Source organism: Arthrobacter ulcerisalmonis (assembly GCF_900609065.1).
Classification (GTDB): Bacteria; Actinomycetota; Actinomycetes; order Actinomycetales; family Micrococcaceae; genus Arthrobacter; species Arthrobacter ulcerisalmonis.
Genome location: NZ_UXAU01000050.1, coordinates 1 through 11,444, shown reverse-complemented (window position 1 = coordinate 11,444; position 11,444 = coordinate 1). Strand labels below are relative to the sequence as shown.

Below are 11,444 nucleotides of genomic sequence, written 5' to 3'. Positions count from 1 at the left end.
CCACGCGCCCCTCGTCCCATGCCGCTGGCGACCATAATCATGCACAAACTCACGGATCTGCTCCCGCGTATACCCCGGCGTCCCAGTCATCACCAGGCCTCCTCACTAATCAGCGAATGACTCACAACCAGCCTGGCAAAGAGGGTAACTGCAGTTTTGACCCCTCAAAACTGCAGTTGGCGCTACCTACTTGGGCTGCCCGGCGCGGGCGGAGAGCCGGGCACCCACCCAGCACGCCGCAGCGATGGCCGCGATCAGCGCAAACGTGCTCAGTAGTTGGACCCGGCTGCTCTCCTCGCTCAGACCGACGCCGAAGATCGTTGCCAGCAGGACCAAGCCCAGGATCGTCAGCCAGGGGAAGCCAAGCATCCGCAGTGGAAGTCGTAGCCCGGCGTTATCGGCGCGTCGGCGGAGGATCAGTTGCGACACCAACGCGCTTCCCCAGACCACCAGGCACGTGGACCCCACCAGTTGGAACAGTGCGGGCAGGATCCGCTCGGGAAACAGCAGTTCCAGCACGGTGGCGATGAAGCCGAACGCTACGGAAACACCCACGGCGGCCATCGGGACGCCGGGGCCGAGCAGCCGCGCCAGGAAGCGCGGCGCCTCGCCGCGGTCCGCCAGCGAGTACACCATGCGCGAGGCGCCGTAGAGGTTCGCGTTCAACGCCGAGAGAAGCGCGACGACGGCCACCAGGGTAATCGCCGTCGACGCACCAGGGATGCGCGCGGCGTCGAGGACGCCGGCGAAGGGCGAGGCGAGGGCCTCCGAGGAGGCGGGCAGCACGGCGGCAATGACGAAGACGGAGCCAATGTAGAAGACCAGGATGCGCCACACCACCGTGCGGATCGCCTTGCCCACGCTCCGTTCGGGATCTTCCGTCTCGGCGGCTGCCACTGACACGATCTCCGTCCCGCCAAAAGCGAAGATGACCACAAAGAGGGCCGCTGCGATGCCGCCCAAACCGGCTGGGGCGAAATCGGTGGTCAGGTTGGCGAATCCGGGGGACGGTACTGCCGGCAGGAAGCCGAGGAGAAGGGCTGCGCCGATCAGAAGGAACAGCACGATGGCCACGACCTTGAGGATGGCGAACCAGAACTCAAACTCGCCGAAGTTCCGCACGCCAGTGAGGTTGATCGCGGTAAACACCACCATGAAGATCAGCGAGAGCAGCCAGACGGGAATTACCGGCCAAATCGAGAACAGCAGCGCCGCAGCACCCAGGGCCTCGGCCGCAATGACCACCACCAGTTGGAGCCACCACAGCCAGCCGATGGTGGCGCCCGCAGTCTTGCCCAGCGCACGCTCTGCGTACACGGAGAACGCGCCGCTGTTGGGACTCGCGGCAGCCATTTCGCCGAGCGCCCACATCACCAGGATGATGAGCGTCCCGGCCACCAGGTAGGAGATCAATACGGCGGGGCCAGCGGCCTGGATGCCAGCGCCGGAGCCAAGGAACAACCCCGCCCCGATGGCACTGCCGAGGCCCATCATGGTGAGTTGGCGGGGCTTCATGGTGTGGCCCAAGCGGGCTGGGGGATGGGCCGGCTGGGACGCGACGGTCATGGCACCCTTCCTTAGGTTGCGGTGGCGGCGGCTGATTTGGGCCACTCTGAATTTACCGCCAGAAAGGGCTGCTGCTGACCGCCACGCGTGAAACGATAGACGCAGGTTGCCAGCCGCTTTGCTGAATCATCAAACAAACTGTCGGTACCTGGCCGCTGGTTCAAAGGAGAAATAGATGAGTGTCGACGCCCTCGATGCAAAAATTGTGCGGTTCTTCACTGACAGTCCCAGGGCGTCCGTGCTTGAAGCCTCGCGGATCCTTGCCGTGGCCCGGGCCACCGTCCAGGCGCGGTTGGACAGGATGACCGCGACCGGGATCATCGGCGCGTGGGTGCCGCAACCGGATCCCGCCAAATTCGGCTTCCCGGTGGTGGCTTTCTGCTCGCTGACCATCAACCAGGATGTGGGGCACGACGCCGTTGCGGCAGCACTCGCGGCCATCCCCGAAATTATCGAGGTCCACACGGTCTCTGGCAGCTCGGACCTCATGGCTCGCCTTGCCGCCCGCTCCAACCCCGATCTGCAACGCGTCCTGGACGCCATGATCGCTACCCGCACTGTCACGCGCGCCTCGTCTGTCATTGTGCTCAACACCCATTTCGAGGGCAGGACACTGAATCTCCTCGAAGCTGCGGCAACGGCCTCCTGAAGGGAAGTGACGTGACGCTGGTCAGCAGGCTGCGCGGCGTTGACCTGGACACCAGCCCGAGCAGCTATCCCCGCTGGGCAGAGCGGGCCTGACCGCCTCGGTGGTCAGGGAGTTGAGTCCGCGGTAGTCCGTTCGCGGCCGCATGCTGAAACATTTCGGATTTCCCAACTCCAGGCGTACCATTAGTTCTAGTCAAAGTGACTCTAACTAAAGAAACAGCAAAGAGGCGGTGTCAGCATGTACGTCAGTTCGGCAAACGTTTCGGAACGGCAGGCAGCGCCGCCGGCACTCGCCATTTCTACGGTCATCTTCGCCCTCCGGCCCAGCGCCAGTTCTGGACGCCCCACCCTGTGGCTGCCGCTGGTGCGTCGCATCCGGGAACCGTACCGGGACCAGTGGGCGTTGCCCGGAGGCCCACTCAGTCACGCCGAATCCCTCCAGGACGCGGCAGCCCAGAACCTGCGCGAGACTACTGGACTGGCGCCCAACTATCTTGAGCAGCTCTATGCGTTCGGCGGCCTGCACCGATCACCCACCCAGAGGGTGGTCTCGATTGTCTACTGGGCTCTGGTGCAACCTACAGAAGCGGCGCTCGCGGACGAGTCGGAGAATGTGCGGTGGTTCCGCGCAGACCGCCTTGGCGAGCTGGCCTTCGATCACAACTCGATCGTGGATTACGCCCTCTTCCGGCTGCGCAACAAGTTGGCTTATGGCTCAGTGGCGTATCACCTGCTGGGCGAGTACTTCACGTTGGCTCAGGTCCGTGAAGTCTACGAAGCCGTCCTGGACCGGCAACTCGACCCGGCCAACTTCCGCCGGCAACTCAAGTCCACTCCGGAAATCCAGGAAACCGGAGAGTACCTCCAAGGCGGCAAGCACCGCCCGCCACGCCTCTACCGCTTCACCGGCCGGCCCGGCCTTGACCAAGACAACAGGAGCACACCATGAGCAGCGTCAACACAGCAATCCAGCTGATTACGCGCGAACAAGCCGAGCAGGGTACTGCCAACGGCAGTACCTGCAGCCCGGCACTGGCCAAGGGCCCCTGGGACTATGACCTGGCCGAGGCGCTAGCTGGCAAGCCCGCCTACGGTCCCGGCGCGTCCAGCGCAGATGTTGCGCCGCCGGAGACGCCCCGCCAAGGCCAGCTTCCCGACGAGTACAAGCGCGCAAGCGACGAAGAGCTGGACGTCCGCATCCGCGCCGCCAAAGCCACGCTGGGCGATCGCGCCGTCATCCTGGGCCACTTCTACCAGCGCGATGAGGTGGTGCAGTACGCCGACTTCCTGGGCGACTCCTTCCAGCTCGCCAACGCAGCACTCACCAAACCGGACGCTGAAGCCATCATTTTCTGCGGCGTGCACTTCATGGCGGAGACGGCGGACGTACTGTCCACCCCAGAGCAGGCGGTCATCCTGCCCAACCTCGCCGCCGGCTGTTCCATGGCCGACATGGCCGACGAGGATTCCGTGGAGGAATGCTGGGAGCAGCTCACAGAGATTTTCGGCAAGGACCCCGACGACGACGGCCGGGTCCCCATCATCCCCGTCACCTACATGAATTCCTCCGCAGCCCTGAAGGCTTTCTGCGGCCGTAACGGCGGCATTGTCTGCACCTCGTCCAATGCGAAAGTTGTGCTGGAATGGGCCTTCGAGCGTGGCCAGCGGGTGCTGTTCTTCCCGGACCAGCACCTGGGCCGCAACACCGCCAAGTCCCTCGGTGTGCCGCTCGAGCAGATGCCCATGTGGAACCCGCGCAAGGAACTTGGCGGCAACGACGAACAAAGCTTGCTCGATTCCCGCGTGATCCTCTGGCACGGCTTCTGCTCGGTCCACAAGCGCTTCAACGTGGGCCAGATCGAGAAGGCCCGGCTGGACTTCCCGGGCGTCAACGTGATCGTGCACCCCGAATGCCCCATGGAGGTGGTGGACGCAGCTGATTCTGCGGGCTCCACGGACTTCATCCAGAAGGCCATCGCCGCCGCAACCGAACCCACCACGTTCGCCATCGGCACGGAAATCAATATGGTCAATCGGCTTGCCGCCGAGTACCCGCAACACACCATTTTCTGCCTAGACCCCGTCATCTGCCCATGTTCCACCATGTACCGAATCCACCCCGGCTACCTCGCTTGGGTGCTGGAGGAACTGGTGGCAGGGCGCATCGTCAACCGCATCACGGTAGACGCCGCCGTGCAGGACAACGCCAAGATTGCGCTGGAGCGCATGCTGGCCGCACGCCCAATCTGACCCTTCCCCCCCCGAATCGAGCCCACCATGACTGCAGTGAAGCCTGGCTCCCAGCCGCGCACCCAGCGGCTGATTGTCGTCGGCAGCGGTATTGCCGGCCTGTATTCTGCGCTGCTCGCTGCGGAAGCGGGCGCCGAGGTGGTGCTCCTGACCAAGGGCGCGCTCGCGGACAGCAACACCTATCTGGCGCAGGGCGGCATTTCGGCCGTTTTGGCCGAACCTGCGCCGGGGGACACGGTTGCTGCGCACATCGCGGACACGCTCAAAGCTGGCGCGGGGCACTGCAAAGCGGAGGCCGTCCGCATCCTTTGCACGGAGGCCCGCCTGGACATTGCCGGCCTGGTCCGCTTCGGCGTGCACTTTGACATGGACGACGACGGCGATCCCGCCTTGGGTCTGGAAGCGGCCCACTCGGCGCCGCGGATCCTGCACGCCGGTGGCGACGCCACCGGCGCAGGTGTCGCCAAGGCACTGATCAGGACCGTTTCGGATTTCCAGTCGGCAGGAAGGATCCAGGTGATCGGGCACGCGCAGGTCACCGCGCTGTGCCAAGATTCCGGCCGGGTGGTTGGCGTCAGCTACGTGCACCAGGGCCGGGAGTTGATTCTCCACGCGGACGCCGTCCTGCTTGCCACCGGGGGAGCCGGGCAACTCTTCGCGCTCACCACCAATCCCTCTGTTGCCACCGCCGACGGCTTGGCGCTGGCATGGCGTGCCGGCGCGGACGTGGCCGATCTCGAGTTCTTCCAGTTCCATCCCACGGCCATGGTCCGGGCGGGTGAGGTGCCTGAGGCGGAGGGCAACCAGCAGCCGCTCCTCATTTCCGAGGCCGTCCGCGGCGAAGGCGCCATCCTGGTGGACGCGAATGGTGATCGGTTCATGCCTGCGTACCATCCAGACGCTGAGCTGGCACCGCGCGACGTCGTCTCCCGGAGTATCGCCCTTCACCTGGCCGCTCTGGGCGACCTCAACGGACACGTGTTCCTGGATGCGCGCGTCCTCGAGGCGCAACGAGGTAAGGGATTCCTGGCCAAACGGTTCCCCACCATCACCGCCAGAACTCGCGACGCCGGCGTTGATTGGACCCGCGAACTCATCCCTGTGGCCCCCGCCGCACACTACTGGATGGGTGGAGTGGTCACCGACCTTTCCGGACGGACCACCGTTCCCGGCCTCCTTGCCGCCGGCGAAGTTGCCTGCACCGGCGTCCAAGGTGCCAACCGACTGGCCAGCAACTCACTCCTCGAAGGGCTTGTCTTCGGGCGACGCGCTGTCGAGAGCTTCCTGGGTGGAGCTCCCTTGGTGCCGGCCACCGGTACTCCTCCGTTCGCTGTCTCGGCCGCGGGCGGCCTCCCCTTGACGCTCACTTCCGGAGCTCCCTTGGTGCCGGCCACCGGTGCTCCTCCGTTCGCTGTCTCGGCCGCGGGCGGCCTCCCCTTGACGCTCACTTCGGGAGCGCCGTTGGCCGGCGGGCTGAGTCCTGTTGCCGACGCTGCTTCGCCGCTGGCTGGCGGGCCCGGGTTTGGTGCGACGCCAGCCGAGCCTGTGACGTTTTCCCGAGTTGCCTTGCGGCGGTTGATGACGGCCAAGGCCGGGGTGTTGCGCAGCGGTGAGTTGTTGCGGGAGGCTGGCCTCGCGCTTGCAGCGTGGGCCGCCGTCGTGCCTTCCGAGGACGTGCCGGATGCGCTGGATCCGCGCGTTCATGAGGACGTCAACCTGTTGTTGGCCGCGCAATTGCTGGTCCATGCCGCCCAGCAGCGGCGCGATTCCCTGGGCGCGCATTACCGCGGCGACAGCGGCAGTGCCTCAGTCGCCGTCGAACCTTTTGACCAGCGTTACACCATGAGCCGGAAAGCGAGTCTCGTCAATGACTAGCCTGATTCTCCCCGCAGCGCCCGTCCGGGACATTCTGGAGCGGGCGTTTGCGGAGGATGCACCGAGCGGCGACATCACGTCGCAGGTGCTGATCCCCGCCGACGCACACGCCACAGCGGTCCTGAATGCGCGTGTCCCTGGCGTTTTCAGCGGCGGTACGGTCTTCCGCGACGCCATGAAGTTGGTGGATCCAGACACCGAGGTCGAGTTGCTGGTGACTGACGGGGAAACGTTCGACGCCGGCACGCACCTGGCGCGCGTCACCGGCACCGCGCGTTCGGTGCTGATGGCCGAACGCGTCGGCCTGAACCTGGCGCAACGGATGAGTGCGATCGCCACCAAAACCGCAGAGTTCGTTGCTTTGGTGCATGGCACCAAGGCGCGCATCACCGACACGCGCAAAACCACTCCCGGCCTGCGCGTTGTGGAGCGCTATGCGGTTCGGTGTGGCGGCGGTGCAAACCACCGATACAGCCTGTCGGATGCGGTGCTGGCCAAGGACAACCACTTGGCGGTCATGACCGGCGGCGACGCCGCCAAGCTCACGTCCCTGTTGACTGCAGCCAAGGCGCAACTCGGCCACACCACGCACTTTGAGGTCGAGGTCGACAGGACGGACCAGATCGAACCTGTCCTGGCCGCGGGCGTGGACACGATCATGCTGGACAACTTCACGCTTGCGGATCTGCGCGCCGGTGTGGCGCAGGTGGCCGGCAGGGCACTGGTGGAGGCCAGTGGCAACGTCAACCTCAGCACCGTGGCTGATATAGCGGCTGCCGGGGTGGACATCATTTCCGTCGGAGCGCTGACTCACTCGGTGATCGCGCTGGATCTAGGCCTCGACGTGACCCTGGACTTGGCGCCGGGAGAACACTGAATCGATCATGATTTTCCTCGATGCTGCTGCTACCACGCCGGTTCGCCGCGAGGTACTCGAAACGATGTGGCCCTATTTGACGGGGGACTTCGGCAACCCGTCCAGCCATCACAGCTTGGGCGAAACGGCGGCAACGGCATTGACGGGGGCACGGGCGGCGGTAGCCAAAGTGCTGGGTTGCAGACCGGGCGAGGTGACGTTTACCTCCGGTGGAACCGAGGCGGACAACCTGGCAGTCAAGGGAATCGCGTTGGCCAGGCAAGCAACTAATCCAATGCTCAATAGGGTGCTGATCAGTACCATTGAGCACCCGGCCGTGATGGAATCCGCCCTCTACCTCGCCCGGTTCCACGGATTCACCGTGGACGTGGTGCCCGTGGACGACGACGGCCGGGTCACCGTTGCGGCGTTCGAGGCCGCACTGCGCCCGGGCACTGCCGTCGCCAGCATCATGTACGCCAACAACGAGGTGGGCACGGTGCAGGACATCTCTGCCCTGGCGGCGGTGGCCAACGCGCAGGGAGTGCCGTTCCACACCGACGCCGTCCAAGCGGGAGGTTGGCTGCCGCTGAATACGAAAGCCTTGGGCGTTGACGCGCTGAGCCTTTCCGGGCACAAACTTGGTGCACCGAAAGGCTGCGGGGTTCTGTTTGTCCGCGGCCGGACACCTATCGAGCCCCTGGTTCACGGTGGTGGCCAGGAACGCGGCCGGCGGTCCGGGACGGAGAACGTTGCGGCGGCCATCGGATTCGCGACAGCACTCACGCTCTCCGCTGCTGCCCAACCGGCACAGTTGGAACGGGTAGCTGCTATGCGGGACCGCTTTATCGGTGCCGTCCTGTCTGGCGTCCCGGGGGCGTTGTTGACGGGGCATCCTCAATATCGATTGCCGTCGGTGGCATCATTTTGTTTCCCAGGCACCAGCGGTGAATCGGTGCTGCTGGAGCTTGAGCGCCTGGAGATCGTCTGCTCCAGCGGATCGGCCTGCGCGGCAGGGGCGGATGCCGCGTCTCCGGTGCTGTTGGCCATGGGAATCACTGAAGAAGTTGCCCACACGGCTGTGCGGTTCAGCTTCGATTCGACGGTGAGCGCTGACGAACTGCAGCAGGCTGCAGAAGCAGTGCGGGCCGCCGTCGTGAGCGTCCAGAAGTTGGGTCGGCAGTGACCGGTGAGGGCCGCCGTCGTGCGTCCCTGTGAGTCGGCCCGTTAGACGTGCCGTGCACGGCGGAATATCCAGTGCCGCAACATGGTGAAGCGCACGGCGGTGGCGAGGAATCCGGACAGCGTGGTGGTCCACAATTCCTCGGTGACGGTGGCTTCTGGACGGACGGCGTGCAACACACCCAAGCTGCCACCGGTGATCACTAGGGCGACGAGGATGACAACCAAGCCGCTGACGTGGTCGCGAGCCCGGCGGCGGCTACCCGTGATCTTGAACGTCAGGCGCCTGTTCAGTGCGGTGTTCAGGAGTGAGGTGACGATCAGTGCCGTCGCGTTGGCGAGTTGTGGTCCCAACCAAGGGCGCAGCAAAGCGTACAGACCCAAGGACGCCAGCGTGCAGATCACGCCAACGCCGGAGAATCGGATGAGTTGACGGACGATCGGGAAACGCAGGAACCTGGTGGTGGGCCGCCGCCGACCCTGAGAGCTGGTCGCCGAACCTGCGCTGGGGGCGAGCGTAACGCCAACCTCGGTGGCGGCTGCGCCTGCGGACACAACCGACATCGCGGGTTGCGCCGCGGTCTCTTCCGCAGGGGCAATGGGTGGCTCCATCCGACTAGCCTGTCACACCTTGGGGGCGACTCCTGCACCGGGCCATGGCGACTCGACCACCGGATTGGCTAGTTCACCGATCCCCTCAATGCGGCAAACGACGTTATCACCGGGGGATAGTGCGGCTGTTTCTGCCGGAAAACCCGTCAGGATCAGGTCGCCGGGGTGCAGGGTCATGAAGGCTGAGGCGTAGACCAGGATTTCATCCACGTTCCAGCCAAGATCAGCAGTGCTAGCAGGGGCGAGGGACTTGCCGTTGTGCACGATGCTGATGCCGAGGTCCGCGTCATCCAACCCGACGGCGATCCACGGCCCAGCCGGAGTGAACGTGTCCTGACTCTTGGCGCTGATCCACAGCTCGTCGGACTTTTGCAGGTCGCGGCAGGTGACATCGTTTCCAATGGTGAACCCGAGGACTGCGCTCCGTGCATTCTCGAGTGTCAAGCCGCGGGCCTCCGTCCCGATGACGATTGTCAGTTCCGCCTCTGGGTCCACGTGCGTCATGCCCTGGGCTATTTCGATGGCGTCGCCGGGGCCAACCACGCTGGTGCTGGCCTTGTGAAAAGCCTGCGTAGGCAAGGCCCGGCCCGGGGCGCCGGTGTTGTGCGCCAGGCCCAAGACGTTTGCCGGGACACTGGGGGCAAGGAACCTGAAGGAGTCTTCCGTGACGGTGCTCCCGACTTGCCAGCCAGCACGGAACGGGCTGGAGGCATTGGCGCGTGACCCGGTGAAAGGCGAACCGGTGACGGTCCAGGTCTGGCCGGAGGTATCATCGCTCGTGGCGGCATCGCTGGCCACGAAGAAGTGCTCATCGTTGCTGGCTGAATCGTGGGGGCGGACGCGAGCGATACGGCGGGGGAGGACAGTCATGAGGATATCCTACGTCCTCTGAGTGGGCTCGGTCACTCAACGGGGTATCGAAATTCTTCGACTATCCGAGGGAGTGGACTATGGCGCGGGGGTGAAGTACCTACGCGAGCTCGCCGACGGGGATGTCCACGGCCAGCCGGTTGGATGGACCGGCAAGAGGGCATGCCCATGCCTCGTTATACGCGCACGAAGGGTTGTACGCGAAATTGAAATCCAGGACATAGTTGGCATCTGAGGCGTTGCCACTAACGCCGTGGAACGAGCCCTTGATGGTGTCCAGTAAATACCTTCCAGCGCCATAGCTGCCGCCGGGCACTCCAGCGGTGGCGTCTCGGAAGGGGACGAAGATCCCACCGCCATAGCCCTGGACTTTCCAGACCGCCAGTTGGCCCAATTCCGGGAGGTCGAAGGTTCCCAGCCGGACGAAGTTCACCACGCCATCGGTTCCCGTTTCCATGGTGATTTCACGGCCTGCGCCCTCTTTGGTGAGGGGGACGTAGAAGCGGTAAATGGGATCATAATCAGCCGTCTTGAGACCCGAAAAGTGCGACTTGGCTTCTGGGGTCAGGGGCGACGCTGGGTGCGTTGCAAACATGAGGTCTCGCTGGTGGCGCCAGTATGAGTGCGCCTCCGCGGGACTATCAGCGGCCAAGCGGCGAACGTTGTCGTAGAGGGCGAAAGTTCGCAGACGCCAGTCGGCGATGTCCAAAGCTGACATGTTGACGAGGGACTCTTCGGATGTGCCGTGCTGATCTTCCGCCATACTTCACAGCCTAGTGCCAGGAACCGACGATAGGGTCCGACGCCGCCACTCGCGGCGTGTGGCCGCGCCTACCCTTCGCAGCCTCGTGGGTCTGGGCTGCCGGTTATGGCGCGGGTGCGGGGGTGTGTTCGGGGAGGCTGGGGGAGCCGACGACGGCGCTGGTGGCTCCGAATCGTACGCTTAAAGCCCGCCCTGGTGTTCCGGCTTATCCCCGTTTCGGGAGCTGGATGATTTGGCCTGAGCTAGGGTGCGTACAAGGTTCTGATGGGTGAATTTTTTGGGCTGGATGTTGGGTTTGGCCTGAAATTGTCGTGCCCCTTTTCTATAATTGAGGTATGGGTAACGGGGTTGTTGTCGGTGCTGGTGGTGGGGCTGATATTCGCTCTGCTGTGGCGTCGATTGCTGTCCTGGTCGACCAACTTTCTGGCGTCGTGTCCGGCCCGGCCGGCACGCTCAGCACCACCAACACCCGTTCTACCGCCGACGCTAGTGACTCTGGCGCTGATGGCGCTGTTGCCCGTGCTGGTTCTTCTGTCGCCGGCGCTTTCGACGGTGATGATCCGTTGCGGGATTTCGCTGATTCGTGTTTATCCGGCCTGGAGGTGCTGGCGCGGGTGGAGGCTGCTACGGCGGCGGCGAAGGTCCGTCTGGTCGCGGCGTACGCGGAGGCCGCCGATATGCTCACCCCACCCTCAGCAAACGGGACCGGGCGCGGGTCCTCTGCGGTGGGGATGTGTGTGGTCTCTGAGGTCGCGTGTGTGTTGACGATCGGCGAGCGGGCCGCGTCCGCGCTGTTGTGTGAGGCGCAGGCGTTGACGAGGT

Annotated in this window: 10 protein-coding genes and 1 pseudogene; 7 read left to right on the top strand and 4 right to left on the bottom strand. The window is 64.6% G+C overall.

What is annotated here, in order from left to right:
- Positions 1 to 186 precede the first annotated feature (186 nt).
- The gene (locus PSET11_RS16490) at positions 187 to 1,491 is read right to left on the bottom strand and encodes an amino acid permease (RefSeq protein WP_238989207.1); all 1,305 of its coding nucleotides are present in this window, start codon (positions 1,489 to 1,491) and stop codon (positions 187 to 189) included.
- A gap of 250 nt (positions 1,492 to 1,741) precedes the next feature.
- Between PSET11_RS16490 and PSET11_RS16485 the strand changes: the two genes are divergently transcribed.
- From PSET11_RS16485 to PSET11_RS16460, 6 genes are all read left to right on the top strand, one after another.
- Positions 1,742 to 2,215, top strand: a complete 474-nt coding sequence (locus PSET11_RS16485) for an Lrp/AsnC family transcriptional regulator (RefSeq protein ID WP_124093398.1) — start codon at positions 1,742 to 1,744, stop codon at positions 2,213 to 2,215.
- Between the two features lie 237 nt (positions 2,216 to 2,452).
- Complete coding sequence (locus tag PSET11_RS16480; RefSeq protein WP_124093397.1) at positions 2,453 to 3,163, top strand: NUDIX hydrolase; 711 nt, start codon at positions 2,453 to 2,455, stop codon at positions 3,161 to 3,163.
- Positions 3,160 to 4,464, top strand: coding sequence for a quinolinate synthase NadA (gene nadA / locus PSET11_RS16475; protein ID WP_124093396.1), 1,305 nt, complete (start codon positions 3,160 to 3,162; stop codon positions 4,462 to 4,464). Before PSET11_RS16480 ends, nadA begins: the two co-directional genes overlap by 4 nt.
- A gap of 27 nt (positions 4,465 to 4,491) precedes the next feature.
- Positions 4,492 to 6,339: an L-aspartate oxidase gene (nadB, locus tag PSET11_RS16470; protein ID WP_124093395.1), complete on the top strand. Its 1,848-nt coding sequence runs from the start codon at positions 4,492 to 4,494 to the stop codon at positions 6,337 to 6,339.
- A complete protein-coding gene (gene nadC, locus PSET11_RS16465) occupies positions 6,332 to 7,216 on the top strand; it encodes a carboxylating nicotinate-nucleotide diphosphorylase (RefSeq protein ID WP_124093394.1) in 885 nt (294 codons plus the stop codon). Before nadB ends, nadC begins: the two co-directional genes overlap by 8 nt.
- A gap of 7 nt (positions 7,217 to 7,223) precedes the next feature.
- Positions 7,224 to 8,381: a cysteine desulfurase family protein gene (locus PSET11_RS16460; RefSeq protein WP_124093393.1), complete on the top strand. Its 1,158-nt coding sequence runs from the start codon at positions 7,224 to 7,226 to the stop codon at positions 8,379 to 8,381.
- A 41-nt stretch (positions 8,382 to 8,422) separates the two neighbouring features.
- Here PSET11_RS16460 and PSET11_RS16455 read toward each other — a convergent pair whose 3' ends face one another.
- The 3 genes from PSET11_RS16455 to PSET11_RS16445 form a co-directional block, all read right to left on the bottom strand.
- A complete protein-coding gene (locus PSET11_RS16455; protein WP_345788833.1) occupies positions 8,423 to 8,989 on the bottom strand; it encodes a GtrA family protein in 567 nt (188 codons plus the stop codon).
- A gap of 12 nt (positions 8,990 to 9,001) precedes the next feature.
- On the bottom strand, positions 9,002 to 9,859 hold the full coding sequence (locus PSET11_RS16450) for a fumarylacetoacetate hydrolase family protein (protein WP_124093392.1): 858 nt from the start codon (positions 9,857 to 9,859) through the stop codon (positions 9,002 to 9,004).
- 100 nt (positions 9,860 to 9,959) lie between these two features.
- Positions 9,960 to 10,622, bottom strand: coding sequence for a DUF1684 domain-containing protein (locus PSET11_RS16445; RefSeq protein WP_124093391.1), 663 nt, complete (start codon positions 10,620 to 10,622; stop codon positions 9,960 to 9,962).
- A 335-nt stretch (positions 10,623 to 10,957) separates the two neighbouring features.
- On the opposite strand from PSET11_RS16445, the pseudogene PSET11_RS16440 reads away from it, so the two are divergent.
- Positions 10,958 to 11,444: pseudogene (locus tag PSET11_RS16440) on the top strand (hypothetical protein); the annotation flags it as partial.